Below are 22,649 nucleotides of genomic sequence, written 5' to 3' on the forward strand. Positions count from 1 at the left end.
TCACACCTCGATCCCGATGTACTTCTCCTCGAGGAATTCGAGGATCCCCTCGGAGCTGCCTTCCCGGCCGAGACCGGACTGCTTGGTCCCGCCGAACGGTGCCGCCGGGTCGCTGAGCACGCCCCGGTTGACCGCGACCATCCCGGAGTCGATCCGCTGCGCGACCGCGAGCGCCTGCGCAGGATCGCCGTACACGTAGGAGATCAGGCCGTAGATCGTGTCGTTGGCCATCGCGACGGCTTCGTCGACCTCGCTGAAACCGACGATCGCGGTGACCGGTCCGAAGATCTCGGTCTGGTTGATCTCGCTGCCGTGCTTGACGTCGGTGAGGACAGTCGGCGGGTAGAACGCGCCACCGGTCGACGTCTCACCGCCGAGGGCCAGATTGGCGCCCTCGGCAACGGCCCGGTCGACCAGCCCGGCGACCTTGTCGCGCTCCTCCGGCGAGACCAGGGCACCGAGTTCGTTCGACCGGTCGGCGCCCGGTCCCATCGTGACGGCCTTCATCGCCGCGGTGATGCGAGTGCTGAACTCGTCCACCAGCGAGTCGTGGACGTAGAACCGGTTGGCCGCCGTACAGGCCGAGCCGCCGTTGCGCATCTTCGCGACCATCGCGCCCTCGACCGCAGCGTCCAGGTCGGCGCCGGGCAGGACCACGAACGGCGCGTTTCCGCCGAGCTCCATCGACGAGCTGACGACCTGGTCGGCCGCCTCGTGCAGGAGCACCCGTCCGACCTCGGTCGATCCGGTGAAGGACAGCTTGCGTACGGCGGGATGGTGCAGCATCGCGCTCACTGCGGGGCCGGCCGGCACCGGCGTCACAAGGTTGACGACACCGGCCGGTACGCCGACGCGTCGCAGGACGTCGACGACGTACGCCGCGGTGAGCGGGGTCTGGCTGGCCGGCTTCAATACGACGGAGCAGCCGGCCGCCAGGGCGGGCGCGATCTTGCGGGTGGCCATCGCGGCAGGGAAGTTCCACGGCGTGACGAGGATCGAGACGCCGATCGGATCCCGGCGTACGACGATCGTCTTGTCGCCCGACGGTGAGAGGCGGAAGTCGCCGCCGATCCGGACCGCCTCCTCGGAGAACCAGCGGAAGAACTCGGTCGCGTACGCCGCCTCGCCGATCGCGTCGGCGTACGCCTTGCCGTTCTCGGCGGTGATGAGAGCGGCGAGCTGCTCGCGCTCCTCGGTCAGTACGTCGAAGGTCGCGCGGAGCAGCTCGGAGCGCTGCCGCGGCGGGGTTGCCGACCAGCCGGCCAGGGCATCGGCGGCCGCGTCGACAGCCGCGAGGCAGTCAGCCTCGGTGGCCGCGGCGAACTGGGCCAGCTCGGACCCGTCGGCGGGATCGTGGACTGGGAAGCGCCGGCCGTCGGCGGCCGGGCGCCACTGTCCGTCGATGAACAGATCGTGCGGAGAAGTCATCTGATGGCTCCGGGTTTCAGAACGGGTCGGTTCGGTCGCCGGCGTACGCGGCACGAGTGATCTCGAGCAGCGCGTCGACATCGAGCGGGCGGGGGTTGTTGTCGATCAGCCGGGCCGATTGCAGGCCCAGTTCGGCGACGTACTCGAGCTGGTCCTCGGCGAGGCCGAGCTCTTTCAAGGTCGGCGGGATGCCGATCCGATCCAGCAGCGCGTCGACGGCCTCGATACCCGCGAGGGCCTGCTGCTGGGTGTTCCCTGCTTTCGGTACGCCGAAGAGCTTGGCGATCTCCGCGAACTCTTCAACGCGAGCGGGAGCGTTGTAGCGCATGACGTACGGCAGGAGTACGCCGACGCCGACGCCGTGCGGGGTATGGGTCAGGGCTCCGAGCGGGTACTGCAGCGCGTGCGCGGCCGCGGTGCCGGCGACTCCCAGCGCGTATCCGCCGGCGTTCGCGGCGAGCATGACCGCGGATCGCGCCTCCTGGTCGTCCGGGTGCTCGAACGCGATCGGGAGTGCGGTCGCGAGGAGCCCGAGACCCCAACGTGCGTAGGAGTCGCTGATGACGTTCTTGCCGATGAACACGCGACCCTCGGCGAGTGCCGACGGCGGGCGCTGGATCGCGGTGAACGACTCGACCAGGTGCGAGACCGCGTCGGCTCCTGCGCTGGCGGTGAGGCTGGGCGGGCAGGAGTACGTCAGCTCGGGATCGCAGATCGCCACCGACGGGATCAGGTACGGCGAGGAGATGCCGGCCTTCAGTTCCCGCCGGCTGTCGCTCAGGACGCAGACCGGCGTGACTTCGGACCCGGTGCCTCCAGTGGTCGGTACGGCGATGATCGGGAGCACCGGGCTCGGTACGGCGTTCTCCCCGTAGTACTGATCGATCGGGCCGCCGTGGGTGAGCATCAGCGCGACGGCCTTGGCGAGGTCCATGCAACTGCCGCCGCCGATCCCGATGACCACGTCGATACCGGCGTACTCCATCGCGTCGAAGCAGGCGTCGATGTCGGACATCGGCAGCTCCGGAGAGGTGTCGCTCCAGACGTGGACCTCGAGACCGTTGTCCTCGAGATCGGTGAGCAGCTGCGCGAACTCGGGCGACGCGGCCAGCCGCTGATCGGTGCAGACAAGGGCTGAGCTGCCGTACTCCGCGGCGTGCCGTCCGAGCAGAGCGCGCTGGCCGGCGCCGAAGACAACCGTGCGCGGTGCTCGTTGCACGCCGAAGGCAGGGGCGGTGATCGTCATATTCGTGGTCCTTGTCCGGTCGTAGGGCGGGATCAGTCGGCCAGCACGGCTTCGCGCCGCGCCGTATCCCGTGCTGTGTCCAGCCGGGTCAGCTCGCGCCACAGGTCGTCGGCGATCTCGATGCCATCGGCAACCGACTCCTGGTACCGCGCGCGGGCGCCGTCACCGGGCACCGCGACCGGCGTGGCCGGGTCGGCCCGGCGGCTGCGGCGTACCTGATCGAGGTAGTCCGTCGCGGAGTGACGGCCGCCGCTGAGCAGGATGAACAGGTCGCCCTTGTTGCTCAGGTGGTCGTCGTCGAGCGTGCCGCCGACCGCGGTGCCGTACGCCGCCCCGGTGAGGAAGGTGACCATCGCGCCCAGACCGAGCCCGAGGCCGTACCCCTTCGCTCCCCCGAACGGCGCGATCGATCCGTCCTTGGCCGCCACCGGGTCGACAGTCTCGTTGCCGCCGGCATCCAACGCCCAACCCGGCTCTAGGGGTACGCCGCGCAACGCGTGGTCATGCACCTTGCCCATCGAGATCTGCGAGGTGGCCATGTCCAGCACGAGCGGCGGCCGCGCCGGGACCGCGAGCGCCAGCGGGTTGGTGCCGAGCATCGCCTCGGTGCCGCCCCACGGGTGCACGAGCGCCTCGCTGGTGGTGATGCCGAGGCAGACCAGGCCGCGGTCGGCCATCCGGCCCGCGTAGTACCCGAGCATGCCGAGGTGGTTGTTGTTCGTGATCGAGCAGACCGCGACGCCGTACTGCTCGGCTGCCGGGATGATCGCTTCCAGTGCGCGGACGGCGACCACCGGGCCGAGTCCTTGCTGACCGTCGACAGACAGGTAACAGGGGCTCATCCACGTGTGGCAGCCGTTGCTGGTCGGGCTGGCGGTGCCGTTCGCCAACCGCCGCAGCAGTCGCGGCAGGCGCAGCAGACCGTGTGACGGCATCCCCTTCGCCTCGGCGACGACAAGGAGCTCGGCCTGTTGGGCCGCCGCGTCCGTCGGCACACCGGCGGTGAGCAGGAGTCGTTCGGCCAGTGCTTGGGCCGTGAGCAGATCTGTGTGCATGTCGACCATCCCAGGGTGGAGTCGCTGCATTCGTATTCATCGCCCGATGTCTTGGGAGGCTAGATCAGATCGGATACGATTCGCAATGGTCTGTGAATACGAATCCATGATTTCTGCCGACGGATGGACAACAGATGAGCCAGCGCACCACGGTGACTACCGGGCGTTCCGGACGGCCCCGGATGAGTGACGTCGTCTACGAGCGACTGCAGGAGTTCCTGCTGGATGGCCAGATCCAGCCGGGCGAACGGATCCGCGTCGACGAGCTCAGCCGCCGTCTCGGGGTCTCCCAGACCCCGGTCCGGGAGTCGCTGAACCGGCTGGAGGCCGAGGACCTCGTGACCAAAACACATCTGATCGGATATTCCGCTACACCAAAGCTGACGCCGCAGCGGTTCGAGGATCTGTTCGAGGCCCGGTTCCTGATCGAGCCGTACTGTTCAGGCCTCGCCGCCGGCCGGCACCGCGGCGACGAGGTCGAACAACTCGCGCAGATCGCCGCCGAGATGCGCGGCCGCTACCAGGCCGGCACGATGTCGTACGGCGCCTTCGCCCGGGCCGACGCCGACTTCCACGAAGCCGTGATCGCTGCGACCGGCAACAGCTACTTCGGCGAGATCTTCGCCAAGCTCCACTGCCACCTGCAGCTGTTCCGCCTCCTCCGCGACTCGCGGGTGACCGAGGACGCGCTGGACGAGCACGACCTGATCGTCACCGCCATCCGCCGGCGCGACACCGAATCAGCCGACCGGGCCATGCACGCCCACCTCACCGCCTCCCGCGGTCGCCTCCGCTCAGCCTTCGAAACCACCCCCACGCCCCCCGCCGCACCCGCCGCCCCCGCCACCGCCACCGCCACCGAGCCTGCCGCCGCATCCCCAGCCGCACCCGGCGACGTCACCCCCGGGGTGTGAACAGCTCCTGGGGACTGTAGATAGGCAATTGCCTATCCCCAGTCCCCATTGGGTGTTACAGGACCATCAGCGTTCGGGGCCGGAGACCGAGAGCGGGTCGAAGCCGTAGGGCAGCTCGAGGCGGTGGGCGCGCATGAGGTCGGCGTCGCCGAGGAGGTCGCGGGTCTTGCCGTCGGCGACGATGCGGCCGTCGTCCATCAGCAGGCTGCGCTCGCAGAGCTGGAGCGCGTACGGGAGGTCGTGGGTGATCATCAGCAGCGTGACGTCCAGGCCGGCGAGGATGTCCGCTAGCTCTCGACGAGCCGCAGGGTCGAGGTTGCTGGACGGCTCGTCGAGGACGAGTACTTCGGGGCGCATCGCCAGCACCGTGGCGACGGCGACGCGGCGGCGCTGGCCGAAGGACAGGTGATGCGGGGCGAGGTCTGCGTGGTCCTGCATCCCGACCTGGACCAGTGCCTCGTGGACGCGGTCGTCCAGCTCGGCGCCGCGGAGGCCGAGGTTGGCGGGACCGAAGGCGACGTCGTCGCGGACGGTCGGCATGAAGAGCTGATCGTCCGGGTCCTGGAAGACCAGACCGACCTTCCGCCGGATCTCGCCGAGGTGCTCCCGGTGCAGACCGGTGCCGCCGATCTGGATGCGGCCGCTTCCGGTGCCACCGGCAACCGAGCCGAGGATGCCGTTCAAGTGCAGGACGAGCGTGGTCTTGCCAGCGCCGTTCGGCCCGAGCAGAGCGACGCGCTCCCCACGCTCGACAGTGAAGTCGACGCCGAACAGCGCCTGCCGCCCGTCCGGATAGGCGAACACCAGCCGCTCGACCTGAATCGCAGGACCGCTCACAGCCCGACCACCCTCATCGCCTGAGCACTCACGAGCTCACCATCCTCGCCGCAACCGCGACAACGACCGCGGCCACCGAGATCGCGACCCCTTCCATCCACTGCCCGCGCGACGCACCCTGCACACTCAGCAGCGGCATCCGCCCGGTGTAACCACGCGACCGCATCGCCAGATGCACCCGCTCCCCGCGCTCGAAGCTCCGCACGAACAAGGCCCCCACTCCCCCGGCCACCGCCTTCAAATGACCAACTCGGCCGCCCATGTATCCACGGGACTCGCGAGCGACCCGCATCCGGTGCAGATCATCCGACACGACGCTCAGGTAGCGGACCATGAACGACAAGATCGCCACGAGCGTCGCAGGCAACCGCAACCGCTCCAATCCGGCGAGCAGCTCCCGCGGCGCAGTCGTTGCCGACAGCAAGATCGCGGCGATCACCCCGAGCGTCCCCTTCGCCAGCACATTCCACGCCCCGAGAACACCCGACTGCGACAACTCCAGACCAAGCACGGACACCTGCGGACCGGTCGCCACGAACGGCAGGAGCAACGCGAACACGATGAACGGCGTCTCCACCGCGAGCCGCCTCGAGACCACAGGAGCCGGCACCTTGGCCACGGCAACAGCGGCCACGAGCATCCCGGCGTACACGCCGAAGGCCCAGAAGACGGCGGCCGGTGTCGACACCACGGCGAGCACGAAGACGAAGAGGGCGACGAGCTTCACCTGCGCCGGGATCCGGTGGACCGGACTGTCCACCGCCACGAGGAGACCGTCGCCGGTCACAACCGTCACGATGCCTTGTTCGCGCGGAGCGAGGCGAGCTTCGCGATCGCCAGGCCGACGACGATCGTCACCAGTACGCCGATGATCCCCGCCAGCGCGCCGGACACCTGGGCGTTGCCGATCCCGTGGACGCCGTAGTCGGCGAGCGGGCTGGCCGCCACGGCCGAGTCCTTCGCGGCGCCGTCGAATCCGAGCTTGGCGCCCACGAACTCCAGACCGTCCGGATGAGCGCTCGCGAACAGGCTCAGCCCGCCGGCAACAACGAGCGTGACCGCGACGCCGATCCCGAGCGACCGCCCAGCTGGCTTCGCGGCAATCGGCTTGTCCGGCGACACCGTCGAGGTGTTGCCGTCCGCATCGACCAGGACGAGGTCCTGCTGAAGGTGGCGGGCGGCGTACACCAGGTCGGGCCGGGTCGCGACGACCGCGCTCAGCACGGCTGCGGTGATCACCGCCTCGCCGATCCCGACCAGGATGTGCCAGCCGACCATCGCCGTCGCGAGCTTGCCCAGCGGGATGTCGACCGCGCCTCCGATCGCGTACAGCCCGGTGAAAGCCAGCGCCGCGACCGGCACCGAGACAAGCGCACCGACAGTCGCCGCCGGTACGACGCTGCCCACCCGCCGAGGCATCACCTTCAGCAGCGCCCGCGTCAGGAAGTACCCGACCAGGACCGTGATCAGCCCCATCAGTGTGATGTTCGTGCCCAGCGCGGTCAGACCGCCGTCGGCGAACAGCAACCCCTGCACAAGCAGCACCGTCGCCATCACCAGCACGGCGGTCCACGGCCCGACCAGCGCGGCCGCGAGCGCACCACCGAGCAGGTGACCGCTCGTCCCGGCGCCGACCGGGAAGTTCACCATCTGCACCGCGAACACGAACGCCGCCGTCAGACCTGCCAGCGCCGGACCGGTCTCACGAAGCTCCCGGTTCGCCCGCTGGAGGCTGAAGCCGACCGCCCCGGCCGCGATCAGGCCGGTGGCGACGGACGTGGGCGCATTGAAGAAGCCATCAGGAACATGCACACGCACATTCTCGATCTAGTTGCGACTGATTCGCAACAAGCTGGACTACAACGCCTTGAGTGCTTCCCCGATCGCACGGTGGAACGTCGGGTATGCGTAGATCATCTGTCGCAGCGTGTGCACAGGTACGGCGGCGTGCACCGCAACCGCAAGCGCACTGAGCACTTCACCACCGGTCGGCCCGGCGCTCGTCGCGCCGACCAGCACCCCGCGGTCGGCGTCCATCACGACCTTGATGAAACCTTCGTTGCCGGCCTTGTGGATCCAGCCGCGCGTCGAGGCCGGGATCGGGGTCGATCCGGTCCGCACGTTCAGCCCGTTGCCCCGGGCCTGCTGCTCGGTCATCCCGACCGCGCCGATCTCCGGATCGGTGAAAGTCACCCGCGGCATCGCGTGGTAGCTCGCGGTCGGCGCGTCCGGCTCCTGCAGGATGTCGCGGACCGCGATGTCGGCCTGGTACATCGCGTTGTGGGTGAACACGCCGACGCCGGTGACGTCGCCGATCGCCCACACCTTGTCGCCGGCCCGGACGTGCTCGTCGACCTCGATCCGGCGCGCCTTCGGGTCGAGGCCGACCTTCTCCAGCCCGAGGTCCGCCGTCGCGATCCGGCGACCCGTTGCCACCAGCAACTTCTCGCCGGTGGCCGACGCGCCGTTCGCGAGCGTGACGGTGAACGTGTCCCCGGCGTACGCGATCTGCTTGGCGTGCGCACCGACCTTGAACGTGACGCCGTCGCGCTCCAGCGCCTCGCGCGCCAGCACCCCGGACTCCGGCTCCTCCATCGACAGCACCTGGTCGGCGCCCTCGATCACGGTCACCTTCACCCCGAAGCGGGCGAAGACCTGGGCCAGCTCCATCCCGATCGCGCCGCCGCCGAGGACGAGCAGCGAAGCGGGCAGCACCTCGACCTCGATCGCCTCCCGGTTCGTCCAGTACGGCGTACCGGCGAGCCCGTCGATCGGCGGGACGGACGGGATCGTGCCGGTCGCGATCACGATGCCGCGGGTCGCATCGAACTCGCGATCGCCGGCCTGGACCGTGCTCGGTCCGGTGATCGTCGCGCGGTCCTTGATCACGGTGGCGCCCTTGTTCACCAGGCGGTCGACAGCGACCTGGTCGTTCCAGGTGTCGGTCGCCTCCTCGCGGATGCGCTTGGCGACCGGAGTCCAGTCCGGCTGCACGGTCGACGTACCGGCCATGCCCTCGACCCGCCTGGTCTCGGCGATCAGGTTCGCGGCCCGGATCATCATCTTGCTCGGAATGCACCCGTAGTACGGGCATTCGCCGCCCACCAGCCGCGACTCGATGCCGATCACCCGCAGGCCTGCCTGCGCCAATCGTCCGGCCGTCTCCTCGCCGCCGACCCCGAGCCCCACCACGACCACGTCAACCTGTTCACCCATGCGCACAATCTTGCAGAGCGACCCGACCCGGCCAAGTCTCCCCCCGGCGCGTCACCACTCCGTAAGCGGCCGTTCACCGCCGCGCACTAGCGTCCTGTACTCGTAGAAGTGAGGACAAGGTTGTTCGATTTCTCTGGTTTCGGCAGCATCAACATCGAGACAGTCATCGCCCTCGTCACACTGATCGGTACTGCGATCGTGTGGCTGCTCGACCGATACGTGTGGCGCCGCAAGCGGCTCGTCTACCGGGTCCAGGTGGACGCGCAGATCGGGGTGCACCCCCGGCAGAACCGCGCCAAGGAAATGGTCGACATCGAGGTCGTCCACCAGGGCAAGGCGGTCCACGACCCGAGCATCGTGCTGCTGCGGGTCGACAACACCGGCACCGACATCGAGGCCAAGGACATGCAGGGCGCTGTGAAGTTCACTTTCCCGGGCCGCAAGATCGTCCGGATGAAGGTGGTCGAGTCACACCCGCCGGACATCGGTGAGCTGCTCGAGGCCGATATGAAACCGGTCGAGTACGTCGACAAAGACGCGATCACGGTGCCGAAGCTCGCGATCAACCGCGGCGACCACTTCAAGTTCCTGCTCGTGCTGTCGGGTAAGGGCAAGGACGTCACCCACTCCGGGTACCTGGCCGGCGGCGCCAACGGCGGCGTCTACCACGAGCCGCGGCCGCGCGGCCCGGGCCGGCGTACGTTGATCTTCGGCGCGACGACGCTGGTGCTGGTCGGCGCTCTGGTCGCGTTCTTCCTCGTCGACGTGCTGCAGCCGCCGCGGAACTGCGCATCGGGCGAGTTGCGGGTGATCGGGTCCACGGCGGTCGAGCCGACGATGACCGAGTTGCGGAGCGCGTACGTCGCCGAGTGCTCGAACGCGGACATCACGATCGCCGCCAATGGCAGTCGCAGCGGTGTCAGCGATCTGAGCGTGCTGGGTGCCAAGGACGGGAGCGCGGCGAGCAAGGTGATCGCGATGTCCGACGGGCCGGCCGTCGACGCACCGGGCCTGAGCGGCGAGGCGGTCGCGGTCGTCGTGTTCGCCGTCGTCGTCAACCGGGCCGCAGATGTGAACGGCCTGACCACGTCCCAGCTGCGCGACATCTACAACGGCAAGGTCACCAACTGGTCGCAGGTCGGCGGGCGGAACCTGCCGATCCGGATGGTCAGCCGCGTCGGCCCGGCATCCGGCTCGCGGCTGGTGTTCCGCGAGAAGGTGCTCGGCGGCGACCAGGAGCTGGGCATCACCTCGGACGACTGCCGGCGGGACGACGACGCCGCGACAACGACGTACCACCGCTGTGAGGTCGGTACGACGGAGGAGCTGCTGACCCGGGTCAACGAGATCGACGGAGCGATCGGGTACGCCGAACTGGGGAGCGCCCGGAAGTACCCGCAGCTGACGCCGGTGACGATCGACGGCGTCGTACCCGACACGTCCAAGGTGGCCGACCGCTCGTACAAGTTCTGGGAAGTCGAGCACGCTTACACCTACAAGGCACCGGCCACGAAGTCGCTGACCGCGGCGTTCCTCGACTATCTGCGCTCGACACAGGCGCGTCCGGTGCTCGATCGAGGCGACCTTGTTCCGTGCAGCGATCTCCCCGCGGGGTTTTGTGGATAATGCCAGCGGGCCGAGACGATTCGGCAGATAATTTCAGCCATGTACGTCATCGCGCACCTCAGTGACCCCCATCTCGACGGCTCCGAAGAGGCGCGGTCGAGGCTGCAGAAACTCACGTCGTACCTGCGCGAGTTCCGACGGCCGGTCGACGTCGTGCTGGTCAGCGGCGACCTCGCGGACCACGGCCTGGAGTCCGAGTACGCCGAGCTCGCCGCGGAGCTGAAGCTGGATGTGCCCGTGCTGGTGTTGCCGGGCAACCACGACGTCAGCGCGCCTTTGCGCGCCGGTCTCGCGTCGTTCGTCGAGTCCGCGGGTGAGGGGCATCCGGTGCATCAGCTGCACGACGTCGGCGGGGCGCGGTTCGTCCTGCTCGATACGTCGGTGCCGGGTGAGGACCACGGGCTCCTCTCGGCGGAGTCGCTCGCGTGGCTGGACGGCGTACTTGCTGAGCCGGTCGACGGTCCGTTGTTCGTGGCCTTCCATCATCCGCCGTTCCCGCTGAACCATCCTGTCCTCGACCAGTGGCTGCTTCGCTCCGGGCCGGAGCTCGAGGCCGTTCTCCGCGACAAGCCGATCACTGCCATCCTCGCCGGGCATGTGCACAACGGTCTCGCGACCACGTTCGCCGGGCTGCCGTTCCTGGTTGCGCCGGGCGTCCGCTCGACCCCGCCGCTTCCCTTCGAGCCTCCGGCGCCGGGCGGCGGTCTCGTCGACAACACCACGGCGCACCCCGGCCTGGCGCTCCACATCTACAACCCGGGTGCCCCGCTCCAGACCCTCTTCCGCCACCCTGCCTGACCAGTACTGTGCTGACATGTACGTGATCGCGCACCTCAGTGACCCGCATCTCGACGGCTCGGAGGAGGCGCGATCACGGCTGGGGCTGATCGCGTCGTACGTCCGTGCTTCCTCGGTGGACGTCGTGCTGGTGAGCGGGGATCTCGCCGATCACGGTCTGGAGGCGGAGTACGCCGAACTCGCCGGCGAGCTGGCCTTCGACGTACCCGTGCTGGTCATGCCCGGCAACCACGACGTCAGCGCGCCGCTCCGGGCCAGGCTCGCGTCTCTGGTCGAGTCGCCCGGCGAGGGCCACCCGATCCACCAGGTGCGCGAGGTCGGGCTCGCCCGCTTCGTGCTGGTCGACAGCACGGTCCCGGGCGCGGGTCATGGTCTGCTGTCGAAGGACTCGCTGGTCTGGCTGGACGGCGTACTGCGGGAGCCCTTCGACGGACCGGTGTTCGTGGCGATGCATCATCCGCCGCTCGCGCTGCATCACCCGGTGATGGACCAGTGGATGCTGGAGGAGCAGGACGCGCTGGCCGAGGTCCTCACCGGCAAGCCCGTCACAGCGATCCTCACCGGCCACGTGCACAACGCGATCGTCACCTCGTTCGCCGGCCACACCGTCCGCGGCGCCCCCGGCGTCCGCTCGACCGTCCCGCTCCCCTTCGAACCCTCCAAGGCGACCACCGGCCGCGTCGTAGACCCCACCGCCCACCCCGGCCTGGCCTTCCACGCCCACACTCCGGGCGAGCCCCTCCAAACCATCTACAGGTACCCGCGATGACTTTCGAACTGCAGCAGGTAGCCCGCGTCGAGTCCAGTCTCCGCGATCTCGCAGACGCTCCACGTCAGGGTGACGAAGGCGCACCCGATGCCTGGGTCGTCTTCGACGAGTCGGTCCGCGCCGCACTCGCCGACATCAAGCCCGGCGACGAACTCATCCTCATCACCTGGTTCGACCGCGCCGACCGCGCCGTACAGAAGGTCCACCCCCGCAGCGACCCAACCCGCCCACCAACAGGCGTCTTCAGCACCCGCTCCCCCGACCGCCCGAACCCCCTAGGCCTCCACCGAGTAACCGTCCTAGCCGTCGACAACCTCCGCCTCCACGTCAACAACCTCGAAGCCCTCGACGGCACCCCCATAGTCGACGTCAAACCAGTCATCGGCGACATCAGGGACAGATGAGCAAGGAGCACGGGGATGAGTGATGAAGAAGTTGTGCCGGAGAGCAACGGCGTTTCCGTGGTGGAGCTTGCCTCGGTCGACCTGGGAGTAGAGCTGCCGGGCATGGATGGGAAGCGGCTTCGGATGCGGATGGTGACGATCGCGCCGGGCGGGGTGTTCGGGCCGGTTCACGATCACGTGGGCAGGCCCGGGACCGTGTATGTCCTGGAGGGGACGATCACCGATCACCGCGAGGGGATCTCGACCGACTACGGGCCGGGGCTGGGCTGGCCCGAGGACCGGAAGACGCTGCACTGGTTGGAGAACAAGGGAACCGTGCCCGCGGTGGAAATCTCCGTCGACATCGTCGGCGAATAGACATCGGGCGCCGGCGGGAGAACCCGCCGACGCCCGATCAGTCCGATCAGAAGTTGATCATGTGGCCTTCGAGGCCGTGGAAGACCTCTTGGAGGGCTTCGCTCAGGGTGGGGTGGGCGTGGACGTTGCGGGCCAGTTCCTTGGTGGTGAGGTCCCACTTCTGGGCCAGCGTCAGCTCCGGGAGGAGCTCGGTGACCTCGGGGCCGATCAGGTGTGCGCCGAGCAGTTCGCCGTACTTGGCGTCGCTGATGACCTTCACGAAACCGGTCGGGTCGCCGAGGCCGTGGGCCTTGCCGTTCGCGGTGAACGGGAACTTGGCGACCTTGACGTCGAAGCCCTCGAGGCGGGCCTCTTCCTCGGTCCACCCGAAGCTGGCGATCTGCGGCTGGCAGAACGTCGCCCGCGGGATCATCTTGTAGTCGAGCTCCATCGTCTCGTGCCCGGCGATGGTCTCGGCCGCAATGACGCCCATCGCCTCGGCCGCGTGCGCGAGCATCAGCTTGGCGGTCACGTCGCCGATGGCGAATATGTTCGGCACGTTGGTCCGGCAGAAGCCGTCGATCCCGATCGCGCCGCGCTCGGTCAGCTGGACGCCGATCTTGTCCAGGCCGTAGCCGTCGACCCGCGGCTGGAAGCCGATCGCCTGCAGGACCTTGTCGGCCTCGATCGTCTTCTGGGCGCCGTCCTTGCCCGTCACCGTCACCTTCACGGAGGAGCCGGAGTCGTCGATCGAGTCGACCCGGGTGCCGGTCAGTACGTCGACGCCGAGCTTCTTGTACGCCTTGGCGAGCTCCTTGGAGACCTCGATGTCCTCGAGCGGGACGACCCGGTCGAGGAACTCGACGATCGTCACCTTCACGCCGTAGTTCGCCAGCACGTACGCGAACTCGACGCCGATCGCGCCGGCGCCGGCGATCACGATCGAGCCCGGCAGCTCCTCGGTGAGGATCTGCTCCTCGTAGGTCACCACGCGCTCGCTCAGCTGGGTCCCCGGCAGCAGCTTCGTCGTCGCGCCGGTGGCCAGGATGCAGTTGTCGAACGTGACGGTCTCCGAGGAGCCGTCGTTCAGCGTCACGTCGAGGGTGCTGGCGTCGGTGAACGAGCCCCAGCCGTCGAACTCGGTGATGTTGTTCTTCTTCATCAGGAAGTGGACGCCCTTGACCCGGCCGTCCGCGACCTTGCGGCTGCGCTGCACCGCGGTCGGGAAGTCGAAGGTCACCTCGCCGCTGATACCGAAGGTCTTCGCCTCCGTCCGGAAGATATGCGACAGCTCGGCGTTCCGCAGCAGCGCCTTGGACGGGATACAGCCGACGTTCAGGCAGACACCGCCCCAGTACTTCTTCTCGATGATGGCGGTCTTGAGGCCGAGCTGGGCTGCGCGGATCGCCGCGACGTACCCACCCGGACCCGCGCCGAGGACAACAACGTCAAAGTGCGAGGCCATGCAGTGAACTTTAATAGGTCGCCCCAGCGGATCCGACACGAAGGTCGGCACTGTGGCCTGACTCATGGTCACGCTGTGTGTACCGGGGTTCCGTAAGGACCGTCCGACGCCTACGCTGGGGGCGCGCGTGAGGCTATGTCATGGGGGACCGATGGATCTGGGGAGACGTCGGGGGTTGCGATTCGCGGCTTTCGGCACACTGCTGGCAGTTGTCGCACTGCCGGCGTACGCCGACGACCCCACCCCTCCGCCACCCGCCTCCGTGACCGACGTCAACCGGTCGCTCGAGCAGCTCCAGGCCGAGGCCGCCGCCGTCCAGGCGGACTTCGCCAAGGCGACCATCGCCTACACCAAGGCGCTGAAGGACGCGCAGACCGCCGAAGCCGCCGCGAAGAAGGCGGAAGCCACCGCCACGGTTTCCAAGGGCAAAGCCGAGGAGGAGCGCCGCCAGCTCGGCCTGCTGACCGCGCAGGCGTACCAGTTGGGCATCCCGACCGTGATGGGCACCGAGTCCATGCTCTGGTCCCTCGCCCCGGTCGCGGAGAACCTTCAGGAGATCGCCGACCGGCAGACCGCCATCACGCAGCTCGGCAGCACGCAGGTCTCGCAGTACCGGACGGCGATGGAAGCCGAGAACGAGTCGAACCGGCTCAAGTCGGAGGCGGCCACCAAACGGCAAGCCGCGAACGACGCCGCCGCCAAGGCGCAGGATCTCAGCAAGCAGGTGCAGCAGAAGGCAGCGGATGCGTCAGCGGCGATGGCCGACCAGACCGCCGACCTCGACGTCGCCTCCGCACTGTCCAAGCAGCTGCAGTCGGTCCGCAACCAGCAGGCGCTTGCGCGCTGGCAGACGTACCTGACCGAGTTGACGTCCGCGAAGATCACTCCCCCGGCAGCCGCCGTACTCAAGAACCCTGCCAAGCTCCCCGCCGGACTCGCGCCGCTGACCCGTCGCGGTACGCCGGTCCCGGGTGTCGCGTCAGCCGCGGTCGCCGGCCGCACCGTGCGGGTGATGTCCGCCGAGACCATCCGTGCGGTCAACCAGGCCTTCAGCCTCGTCGGCAAGCCGTACGGCGTGGCAGCGACGGGTCCGGACAAGTACGGATGTCTCGGCGCAGCCCGGGTCGCATGGCAGCCGTACACAACTCTGCCGAACCTGGTCGGCAAGGTGTACCCCGACTACCAGGCCGTCCCCAACGCCTGGATCCAGCCGGGCGACCTACTTGTTATGGGCAGCAAGTCGCTCGGCCTCGTCCACATCGGCATCGCGCTCGACAACGGCGAGATGATCGCCGCCGACGAGGCCAAGGGGTCGGTCGTCGTCACCGCCGTCCCCGACAACCTGTACGCCGCCCTCCGTCCGACCCTTGGCGCGCCGGCGAAGCCGCAGGTCGCCCCGGTCGGGACGTCCGACGCGTACGCGTTCCGCTGCGGCAACACCGCGACGTCGTACAACGTCGGCTCCGGCGCCTGGACGTGGCCGCTGCCGGACGGCACCTACGAGATCGGCACGCCGTTCGGTCAGTCCGGGTCGATGTGGGAGACCGGAATCCACACCGGCCAGGACTTCCCCGCACCGGTCGGTACGACGGTCCGCGCGGTGACGTCAGGCGTGGTCTCGGTGGAGCACCCTGCGTGGGCCGGCAACCTGGTGCGCATCGACCACGGGAACGGTCTCGAGACGTTGTACGCGCACCTGAGCCGGATCGATGTGGCCAGCGGACAACAGGTGAAAGCCGGACAGCAGATCGGTGCCGTCGGCAGCGAGGGCAACGCGACCGGCCCGCACCTTCACTTCGAGGTCCGGCTCGGCGGCGATCCGGTCAACCCGATGCCGTTCCTGGCGACCGGTTCGGCCAGCACCGGCTGGGGTGGTTACAGCAACGGCATGATCCCGGCGAGCAAGCTGTGCGGGATCGGCGGCGGGCACATGCTCCGCTGCGACGCCTCCGCGGCGTACCTGCAACTGTCCAGCGCCTACCGCGCCCAGTTCGGCAAGTCGCTGTGCATCACCGACTCCTACCGCTCGTACGCGTCCCAGGTGGACCTGTACGCGCGCAAGCCGTCGCTGGCTGCTCTCCCCGGCACCTCGAACCACGGCTGGGGCGTGGCCGTCGACCTCTGCGGCGGGATCGACAAGTACAACACCACCCAATACCAGTGGATGAAGTCGCACGCCCCGTCGTACGGCTGGGTCCACCCGGGCTGGGCCGAGCAGGGCGGCAGCCGCGAAGAGCCGTGGCACTGGGAGTTCGGCAACCCGGCCAGTTCGTAGCTGCCCGGTAGGCTGAGGTTGTGGCCGAGCATGAGAGTCCCGACCGCACCGATCACAACATCACGTTGGATGCTGCGGACGACCGGTGGGAGTGGCGGCGGAGGATTCGCCAGAATCCGCGCAAGCTGCTGTTCTACCGGATCGGCGTGGGCCTCCTCGGCGGCCTGCTGATCATCGCCGCCCCACTCACCGGCTGGCTGCCGGGCCCGGGCGGGATCCCGCTGTTCATCGCTGGTCTCGCCGTGCTGGCCAGCGAGTTCGAGTGGGCCCAGCGGCTGCTGTACCGGGTCAAGGACTGGGTGAAGGCACTCACCGCCTGGACCGGCAAGCAGCCCGCCTGGCTGAAGACGCTCGGGACCCTCGCGCTGCTCCTCTGCGTGCTCGTCGCGATCTGGCTCTACATGGCCGTGCTCGGCGTCCCGGGCTGGCTACCCGACTCGTGGGAGTCATTCCTGTACAAGCTTCCCCTCCTGCCCTGAGCCCGCGCCGATCGAGTAGTCCGGCAGCTCGATCAGTTCGCTCATCTTCTGCGCCATCTTGATCATCTGGTTGTTGAAGAACGGGATGTCCAGGATCCGGTTCCGCGCCGTCAGCCCGAACCGGGTGGCCGGCGCCATGAACGACCCCGCGCGGCTACCGTCCTGGGTCGTCGACACCGACTTCCGCAGCCGCGCCTCGTACCGATCGAACGCAGTACGGAAGTCGTTGCCTGCCTGAGCCAGCTCGCCCGCCAGCACATAGGCGCCGACAACCGCCGTACCCGTCCCGAGCGCTCCGAAGGTCGCGCCGTACCCCGCGTCGCCGAGCAGCACGATCCGGCCGGTGGACCAGCGATCCACGCTCACCCGGCTGATCGAGTCGAAGTACAACTCCGTTGCCGCCGGCAACCCCTTCAGCAGCTCCGGCACATGCCAGCCCAGACCGGTGTACTGCGCGCGCAGGATCGCCTTCTGCTGGTCGAGGTCGCGCCGGTTGTAGGTCAACTCCTTCGACTTGAACACGAACAGCGTCTGTGCCAGCCCCGGGTCGCGACGGTCCGCGCCGACGCTCGCCAGCTTCCCCGGCACGTTGTACATCAGCGTGTCCCCACTGATCCCCAGCGTGTTCGGGACCTCCCAGCCGCCCACGTAGTAGTCCAGGTGGCGCTCGACCACCCGCTCCTTCGACCACGCCAGCCGCCGTACGACGGAGTGCATGCCGTCCGCTCCGATGACCAGGTCGTACGTGTCCTCGAGCCCGCTCTCGAACCGCACATCCACGCCGTCCGCGTGCTCCTTCAGACTCGCGATCGAGTCCCCGAAGCGGTACGTCGCCTGCGCCCGGCTGTGCTCGTACAGCACCCGCGACAGATCCGCCCGCAGTACCTCCAGCTCCCCGCCGGCGAACTCGGCCGGCAACCGCATCAGCTGGCGACCCGACGCGTCGACGAACCGCATCGCGTTGCCACCGGTCTGCAGCGACCGCAGCTCCGACAGCACCCCCATCCGCTCGAGCACCGTCGTGAATACCTCGCCGCGGAAGTCGACGGCGTACCCGCCATGCCGCAGCGCCGGGGCGATCTCGACCACCGTCACGTCATGTCCCGCCCGACCGAGCCAGAGCGCCACCGACGGCCCCGCCACGCTCGCACCCGATACCAGAACCTTCATCGTCATCCTCCTGAGTAGTAATTGTGTCTGCCGGACACAGTAAAGTGTATGGTAGACACAGTTCAAGTCGGTTTCAGTTCGAAAAGGATCGAAGGATGTCTGACCTGCTCTGGAGCAAGCCCGCGGCGCCGAGCCGCGGCCCGAAGCCGGCGGTGACGCTGGCCGGTATCGCCGAGGCGGGCATCCGGATCGCCGACGCGGAAGGCCTCGACGCGGTCTCGATGCAGCGGATCGCCGGCGAGCTCCCGGTGACGAAGATGGCGCTCTACCGGTACGTTCCGGGCAAGACCGAGCTGATCGCAGTCATGAGCGACCTGGCCATGGGCGCCCCGCCGGACCGCCCTGACCTACCGTGGCGTGAGGCGCTCTACACCTGGACCATGGACCTGTACGACGGCTTCATGCGCCACCCGTGGCTGCTGCTGTCGACCGTCGGCCGCCGCCTGCTGGGACCGAACGAGCTCACCTGGATCGAGCGCGGCCTGGCAGCGCTCACCGACACGGACCTGACCGGCGGCGAGCAGATGGACTCGATCCTGGTCATCACCAGCCACGTCCGGAACATCGCCCAGCAGTCCACGACGTTCCCCGGTCACTCCACCGGTCTCACCGAAGAGGACATGCAGGAGTCGCTGACCCAGATCCTCGCCACCGAGGCCGACCGCTTCCCTCACCTGACCACCGCGATGCATACGGCGTCCGGCAGCGAGAACCAGGGGCTGGAGTTCGGCCTGCAGCGAATCCTGGACGGTCTCGAACTGCTGATCAGCGGTAGGAAAGTGTCGACTTCACAGCATTGAAACGTTGCCGATAGGCCGATGCGGACAGCCCGTAGTGCGACTTGAACCGCCGGGCGAAGTAGTTCTGGTCCGGCCAGCCGACCGACTCCCCGATCCGGCTGATCGGCAGGTCGGTGTGCAGCAGCCGGTCGGCCGCGAGCTCGACGCGATGACGAGACAAGTACGCCATCGGCGGCAGCCCGGTCACCGACTTGAACAATCGAACCAGATACCCGGGCGCGAGGTGCAGTTCGCCGGCCAGGTCGGTCAACGTCCAGTGCCTCGCCGGATCGGCCTCCATCAACCGCATCGCATCGAGTACGGCGGGATGGGTGAGCTCGCTTCGGTCGTCGCGGTCTGTCACGGACCGCGCGACGCAGCTCAGGTACAACGACAGCCAGCCGATGATCTCGCCGCGATTCCGGCTGAGCGGCTGGTCCCGCAGTTGACGCAATCCGTCGAGGTGCCCGACGGCCTCCTTGAGCGTGTCCGGCTCGAGGTGCGTGGAGAGCATTCCGCGGCGCTGCGCGGAGAACGGACCGGTCCACAACAGGTAACCCAGTAAGGGATCTTCGCGTGCCCAGGCCAGTTCGCGGCGGACCAGATCGGCCGAGAAACAGCAGTTGTAGACCTCGAGCGCGTCGCAATCGACGTACTCGTGCCAGACGCCCGGGCGCAGCAGGATCGCGTCGCCGGCCTGGAGTCTCTGTCGTCCGGCGAGGCTGTGGTGGGTGCCCTCACCGCCTGTGACGAGCAGCAGTTCGAAGAAGCTGTGCGTGTGCAACGGGTGGGACTTTTCGTGCACGTGTGGACCGGCGTGCACAACCGTCCCTTCGACGAAGTGCAGCACCGTTCCACGGGTCCTCACCGGCTCGTCGGCCATGGTTCACGATACGGGCCAAGGTGCAGATAGTGCTAGACCGAGTGCACTTCGGGCTACTCGCGGGCGACTGCCGGGCACAGGATCGGGGAACAGGCGAAACGTCCCGCCGACAATCAACTGAAGAACGACCCCGCTGTGTCAGCGCACCCAATGAATCGTTTCACTCGCGACTTGGAGCCTCATGTCGAACCTCGCCGCACCGACCGCCCTCCGCTTCGAGCATCGACCCGCCCCCGCCGTCGGGATCGGTACCGCGACGCCCCGGATCTCCTGGCAGGTCCCGGCCGCGGACGCCGGCTACGCACAGACGGCGTACGAGCTCGAGATCACCACCGGCACGACCCAAGCGTTCACGGTCCAGTCGCCCGATCAGGTCCTGGTCCCCTGGCCGGCTGAACCACTCGGCTCGCGTCAGTCGGCGCAGGTCCGCGTCCGTGTGCGCGGCAACAATGACTGGAGTGAGTGGAGTGAGCCCGCGACCGTCGAGGCCGGTCTGCTCTCCGCCGACGACTGGACCGCGCGGTTCGTCAGCCCGCGGGAGAACCCGCACGGCTCCCCCGCTCCCCTGATCGCGGGTGTCACGACCCTTCCGGAAGGCGTCGTCAACGCTCGCCTGTACGCGACGGCGTACGGGATCTACATCCCCGAGCTGAACGGGCAGCGCGTCGGCACCGAGGAGCTTGCCCCCGGCTGGACGGCGTACCAGTACCGGCTGCGCTACCAGACGTACGACGTGACCGAGCTTGTCCAACCTGGTGAGAACAAGCTCGAGTTCCTCGTCGGCAACGCCTGGTATCGCGGGCGGATCGGCTTCATGCACCAGAAGCAGCTGTACGGGGAGCGCCTCGCCGTACTCGCCCAGCTCGAGGTCACCACCGAGGACGGCCAGGTCCACACGTTCGGCAGCGACGGCTCCTGGACGTCCCGCGAGAGCAACGTCCTCGCCGACGACCTGTACGACGGCCAGACCACCGACCTCCGCAAGCAGCTCGGCGAGCCGACGCCGGTCGACGTACTCGACGCAGACCTGAACCTGCTCGTCGCTCCCGACGGGCCGCCGGTCCGGATCACCGACGTCCTGCCCGCGATCGAGATCAGCACCTCGCCGTCCGGCAAGACGCTCGTCGACTTCGGGCAGAACCTGGTCGGCCGTATCCGGCTCAAGGTCCGCGGCGGCGCCGAGGGCGACGAGATCGTCGTACGCCATGCCGAGGTCCTCGAGAACGGCGAGCTCGGGGTTCGCCCGCTTCGCACCGCGAAGGCCACCGACATCTACTTCCTGGCAGGGCCGGACGAGGTCGTGCTCGACTCGCCGCTCACGTTCCACGGCTTCCGGTACGCCGAAGTCACCGGCGTGAACGCTCTCGCCAAGGAGGACCTCGAGGCGATCGTCGTCGGGACCGACCTGCAGCGGACCGGTTGGTTCGACTCGTCCAACGAGCTGCTCAACCAGTTCCACCAGAACGTCGTGTGGGGTATGCGCGGCAACTTCGTCGACGTACCGACCGATTGCCCGCAGCGCGACGAGCGACTCGGGTGGACCGGCGACATCCAGGTCTTCTCTCCCAGCGCGAGCTTCCTGTTCGACACGGCCGGCTTCCTGACGAACTGGCTCGCCGACCTGGCGGCCGAGCAGCAGAAGGACGGTTCGGTGCCGTACGTCGTACCGGACGTCCTGCGGCACGAGGGTCCGGCCACGGCGGCATGGGGTGACGCGGCAACGATCGTGCCCTGGGTGATCTACGAGCGCAGCGGCGACGCCGGACTGCTCGCCCGGCAACTGGCGAGCATGCGGGCCTGGGTCGACAAGATGGCCGACCTGGCCGGCAGCGACCTGCTCTGGTCCGGCGGCTTCCAGTTCGGTGACTGGCTCGACCCGACCGCTCCCCCGGAGAATGCCTTCGCCGCCAAGGCAGACCCGGACGTGGTTGCGACGGCGCACCTGGCCCGCTCGGCGGAGGTGGTCGGCAAGGCGGCCGAACTCCTCGGCCATGACGATCTGGCCCGCGAATACACCGACCTGGCTGCCCGCGTGCGGCAGGCGTTCGCGACCGAGTACGCGACCGACGGCGGCCGGGTATTGAGCGACGCGGCAACTACTTACGCGCTCGCACTGCAGTGGGCCTTGCTGCCGACCGATACCCAGCGGCAGCGGGCCGGCGAACGCCTCGCCGACCTGGTCCGGACGGCGGGCTTCCGGATCAGTACCGGATTCGTCGGTACTCCGCTGATGGCCGACGCACTGGCCGATTCCGGACATCCTGACCTGGCCTACCGCCTTCTGCTACAGACAGGTTGCCCCTCTTGGCTGTACGCAGTGACGATGGGAGCCACGACGGTCTGGGAGCGCTGGGACAGCATGCTGCCCGACGGCAGCATCAACCCCGGCCAGATGACGTCGTTCAACCACTACGCGCTCGGTGCTGTCGCCGACTGGATGCACCGCCGGGTCGCCGGCCTCGCGGCGGCCGAGCCCGGATACCGCACGATCGACGTACGGCCGCTGTTCACCGAGCAGCTCACGAAGGCATCCGCCAAGCACCTCACGCCGTACGGCGAGGCGTCGGTCGCGTGGACCCGCGCCGACGGGCAGGTCACGCTGTCGGTGACCGTGCCGGTCGGGTCCCGCGCCAAGGTCGACGTACCGGGGCAGGGTCTCGTCGAGGTCGAGCATGGTACGCACGAATGGACCGCTGACGACCCGTACGCCGACCTGCCCGAGCTGGCCGCGGACGCCACGATCCGGCAACTGATGGACCACGAGCCGACCTGGACCGCACTCGCGACGGCGGCCGCCGAGACCGGGGTCGTCACCGACGACGCCGAACTGGCCGCCCGCCTCGAGCGGTACCTCGACCAGCCGGCCGGCGGACTGGTCGAGGCGATCAGCCCGCGTGGATTCACCCCGAGCGCCGAGGCGCTGAAGGCAAAGCTCGAAGCCCTGCTCAACCACTGATCCAGTCCCCCCG

General features: G+C 68.4%; 20 protein-coding genes. 10 read left to right on the top strand and 10 right to left on the bottom strand.

What is annotated here, in order from left to right; translation table 11 throughout:
- The 3 genes from ACQPYH_RS21735 to ACQPYH_RS21745 are packed head-to-tail and all read right to left on the bottom strand — an operon-like array spanning position 1 to position 3,729.
- Positions 1-1,428, bottom strand: coding sequence for an NAD-dependent succinate-semialdehyde dehydrogenase (locus ACQPYH_RS21735; RefSeq protein WP_432894117.1), 1,428 nt, complete (start codon positions 1,426-1,428; stop codon positions 1-3).
- A gap of 16 nt (positions 1,429-1,444) precedes the next feature.
- Positions 1,445-2,674 (bottom strand): iron-containing alcohol dehydrogenase, encoded by a 1,230-nt coding sequence (locus ACQPYH_RS21740; protein WP_432894119.1) that lies wholly within the window; start codon positions 2,672-2,674, stop codon positions 1,445-1,447.
- A 32-nt stretch (positions 2,675-2,706) separates the two neighbouring features.
- A complete protein-coding gene (locus tag ACQPYH_RS21745; RefSeq protein WP_432894121.1) occupies positions 2,707-3,729 on the bottom strand; it encodes an Ldh family oxidoreductase in 1,023 nt (340 codons plus the stop codon).
- Between the two features lie 182 nt (positions 3,730-3,911).
- Between ACQPYH_RS21745 and ACQPYH_RS21750 the strand changes: the two genes are divergently transcribed.
- Entirely contained in the window at positions 3,912-4,643 is a 732-nt protein-coding gene (locus ACQPYH_RS21750; RefSeq protein ID WP_432894123.1) for a GntR family transcriptional regulator, read from the top strand.
- Between the two features lie 66 nt (positions 4,644-4,709).
- Here ACQPYH_RS21750 and ACQPYH_RS21755 read toward each other — a convergent pair whose 3' ends face one another.
- From ACQPYH_RS21755 to ACQPYH_RS21770, 4 genes are read right to left on the bottom strand one after another with little or no spacing between them, the layout of a single operon-like run.
- Positions 4,710-5,480 (bottom strand): energy-coupling factor ABC transporter ATP-binding protein, encoded by a 771-nt coding sequence (locus tag ACQPYH_RS21755; RefSeq protein WP_432894125.1) that lies wholly within the window; start codon positions 5,478-5,480, stop codon positions 4,710-4,712.
- Between the two features lie 28 nt (positions 5,481-5,508).
- Positions 5,509-6,276 carry a cobalt ECF transporter T component CbiQ gene (gene cbiQ / locus ACQPYH_RS21760; RefSeq protein ID WP_432894127.1) on the bottom strand — a complete coding sequence of 256 codons (768 nt, stop codon included), beginning with the start codon at positions 6,274-6,276 and terminating at the stop codon, positions 5,509-5,511.
- A complete protein-coding gene (locus ACQPYH_RS21765; RefSeq protein ID WP_432894129.1) occupies positions 6,273-7,292 on the bottom strand; it encodes an energy-coupling factor ABC transporter permease in 1,020 nt (339 codons plus the stop codon). Before ACQPYH_RS21765 ends, cbiQ begins: the two co-directional genes overlap by 4 nt.
- A gap of 45 nt (positions 7,293-7,337) precedes the next feature.
- The gene (locus ACQPYH_RS21770; protein ID WP_432894131.1) at positions 7,338-8,696 is read right to left on the bottom strand and encodes a dihydrolipoyl dehydrogenase family protein; all 1,359 of its coding nucleotides are present in this window, start codon (positions 8,694-8,696) and stop codon (positions 7,338-7,340) included.
- A gap of 108 nt (positions 8,697-8,804) precedes the next feature.
- On the opposite strand from ACQPYH_RS21770, the gene ACQPYH_RS21775 reads away from it, so the two are divergent.
- Genes ACQPYH_RS21775 through ACQPYH_RS21795 form a run of 5 tightly spaced genes read left to right on the top strand, consistent with a single transcriptional unit; the run spans position 8,805 to position 12,650 of the window.
- Entirely contained in the window at positions 8,805-10,322 is a 1,518-nt protein-coding gene (locus ACQPYH_RS21775; protein WP_432894133.1) for a PstS family phosphate ABC transporter substrate-binding protein, read from the top strand.
- 39 nt (positions 10,323-10,361) lie between these two features.
- Positions 10,362-11,120, top strand: a complete 759-nt coding sequence (locus ACQPYH_RS21780; RefSeq protein ID WP_432894135.1) for a metallophosphoesterase — start codon at positions 10,362-10,364, stop codon at positions 11,118-11,120.
- 16 nt (positions 11,121-11,136) lie between these two features.
- Entirely contained in the window at positions 11,137-11,889 is a 753-nt protein-coding gene (locus ACQPYH_RS21785) for a metallophosphoesterase (protein WP_432894137.1), read from the top strand.
- Positions 11,886-12,293 carry a tRNA (N6-threonylcarbamoyladenosine(37)-N6)-methyltransferase TrmO gene (tsaA, locus tag ACQPYH_RS21790; protein WP_432894139.1) on the top strand — a complete coding sequence of 136 codons (408 nt, stop codon included), beginning with the start codon at positions 11,886-11,888 and terminating at the stop codon, positions 12,291-12,293. Before ACQPYH_RS21785 ends, tsaA begins: the two co-directional genes overlap by 4 nt.
- Positions 12,294-12,308: 15 nt before the next feature.
- Positions 12,309-12,650, top strand: coding sequence for a cupin domain-containing protein (locus ACQPYH_RS21795; RefSeq protein WP_432894141.1), 342 nt, complete (start codon positions 12,309-12,311; stop codon positions 12,648-12,650).
- Between the two features lie 46 nt (positions 12,651-12,696).
- Here ACQPYH_RS21795 and lpdA read toward each other — a convergent pair whose 3' ends face one another.
- Positions 12,697-14,094, bottom strand: a complete 1,398-nt coding sequence (lpdA, locus tag ACQPYH_RS21800; RefSeq protein WP_432894143.1) for a dihydrolipoyl dehydrogenase — start codon at positions 14,092-14,094, stop codon at positions 12,697-12,699.
- Positions 14,095-14,269: 175 nt separating this feature from the next.
- Here lpdA and ACQPYH_RS21805 point away from each other — a divergent pair, with 175 nt between their 5' ends.
- A complete protein-coding gene (locus ACQPYH_RS21805) occupies positions 14,270-16,369 on the top strand; it encodes a peptidoglycan DD-metalloendopeptidase family protein (protein WP_432894145.1) in 2,100 nt (699 codons plus the stop codon).
- A gap of 20 nt (positions 16,370-16,389) precedes the next feature.
- Complete coding sequence (locus tag ACQPYH_RS21810) at positions 16,390-16,848, top strand: PGPGW domain-containing protein (RefSeq protein ID WP_432894147.1); 459 nt, start codon at positions 16,390-16,392, stop codon at positions 16,846-16,848.
- Here the strand turns inward: ACQPYH_RS21810 and ACQPYH_RS21815 are convergent.
- Positions 16,816-18,018: an FAD-dependent monooxygenase gene (locus ACQPYH_RS21815; RefSeq protein WP_432894149.1), complete on the bottom strand. Its 1,203-nt coding sequence runs from the start codon at positions 18,016-18,018 to the stop codon at positions 16,816-16,818. The two genes, ACQPYH_RS21810 and ACQPYH_RS21815, sit on opposite strands and share 33 nt — an antisense overlap.
- Before the next feature lie 95 nt (positions 18,019-18,113).
- Between ACQPYH_RS21815 and ACQPYH_RS21820 the strand changes: the two genes are divergently transcribed.
- Positions 18,114-18,818 carry a TetR/AcrR family transcriptional regulator gene (locus tag ACQPYH_RS21820; RefSeq protein WP_432894151.1) on the top strand — a complete coding sequence of 235 codons (705 nt, stop codon included), beginning with the start codon at positions 18,114-18,116 and terminating at the stop codon, positions 18,816-18,818.
- Here the strand turns inward: ACQPYH_RS21820 and ACQPYH_RS21825 are convergent.
- Complete coding sequence (locus tag ACQPYH_RS21825) at positions 18,784-19,680, bottom strand: AraC family transcriptional regulator (RefSeq protein WP_432894153.1); 897 nt, start codon at positions 19,678-19,680, stop codon at positions 18,784-18,786. The two genes, ACQPYH_RS21820 and ACQPYH_RS21825, sit on opposite strands and share 35 nt — an antisense overlap.
- Before the next feature lie 181 nt (positions 19,681-19,861).
- Between ACQPYH_RS21825 and ACQPYH_RS21830 the strand changes: the two genes are divergently transcribed.
- Positions 19,862-22,636: a family 78 glycoside hydrolase catalytic domain gene (locus tag ACQPYH_RS21830; protein WP_432894155.1), complete on the top strand. Its 2,775-nt coding sequence runs from the start codon at positions 19,862-19,864 to the stop codon at positions 22,634-22,636.
- Positions 22,637-22,649 lie beyond the last annotated feature (13 nt).

This window comes from Kribbella sp. CA-245084 (assembly GCF_050942355.1).
Lineage (GTDB): Bacteria > Actinomycetota > Actinomycetes > Propionibacteriales > Kribbellaceae > Kribbella.

What these genes read in the sequence shown, in the direction of transcription:
- ACQPYH_RS21745 (WP_432894121.1), bottom strand. Translation starts at nt 3,729, where the DNA reads ATGCACACAGATCTGCTCACGGCCCAAGCACTGGCCGAACGACTCCTG.
- ACQPYH_RS21795 (WP_432894141.1), top strand. Translation starts at nt 12,309, where the DNA reads ATGAGTGATGAAGAAGTTGTGCCGGAGAGCAACGGCGTTTCCGTGGTG.
- ACQPYH_RS21735 (WP_432894117.1), bottom strand. Translation starts at nt 1,428, where the DNA reads ATGACTTCTCCGCACGATCTGTTCATCGACGGACAGTGGCGCCCGGCC.
- ACQPYH_RS21780 (WP_432894135.1), top strand. Translation starts at nt 10,362, where the DNA reads ATGTACGTCATCGCGCACCTCAGTGACCCCCATCTCGACGGCTCCGAA.
- tsaA (WP_432894139.1), top strand. Translation starts at nt 11,886, where the DNA reads ATGACTTTCGAACTGCAGCAGGTAGCCCGCGTCGAGTCCAGTCTCCGC.
- ACQPYH_RS21825 (WP_432894153.1), bottom strand. Translation starts at nt 19,680, where the DNA reads ATGGCCGACGAGCCGGTGAGGACCCGTGGAACGGTGCTGCACTTCGTC.
- lpdA (WP_432894143.1), bottom strand. Translation starts at nt 14,094, where the DNA reads ATGGCCTCGCACTTTGACGTTGTTGTCCTCGGCGCGGGTCCGGGTGGG.
- ACQPYH_RS21830 (WP_432894155.1), top strand. Translation starts at nt 19,862, where the DNA reads ATGTCGAACCTCGCCGCACCGACCGCCCTCCGCTTCGAGCATCGACCC.
- ACQPYH_RS21750 (WP_432894123.1), top strand. Translation starts at nt 3,912, where the DNA reads ATGAGTGACGTCGTCTACGAGCGACTGCAGGAGTTCCTGCTGGATGGC.
- ACQPYH_RS21815 (WP_432894149.1), bottom strand. Translation starts at nt 18,018, where the DNA reads ATGAAGGTTCTGGTATCGGGTGCGAGCGTGGCGGGGCCGTCGGTGGCG.
- ACQPYH_RS21820 (WP_432894151.1), top strand. Translation starts at nt 18,114, where the DNA reads ATGTCTGACCTGCTCTGGAGCAAGCCCGCGGCGCCGAGCCGCGGCCCG.
- ACQPYH_RS21770 (WP_432894131.1), bottom strand. Translation starts at nt 8,696, where the DNA reads ATGGGTGAACAGGTTGACGTGGTCGTGGTGGGGCTCGGGGTCGGCGGC.
- ACQPYH_RS21785 (WP_432894137.1), top strand. Translation starts at nt 11,137, where the DNA reads ATGTACGTGATCGCGCACCTCAGTGACCCGCATCTCGACGGCTCGGAG.
- ACQPYH_RS21740 (WP_432894119.1), bottom strand. Translation starts at nt 2,674, where the DNA reads ATGACGATCACCGCCCCTGCCTTCGGCGTGCAACGAGCACCGCGCACG.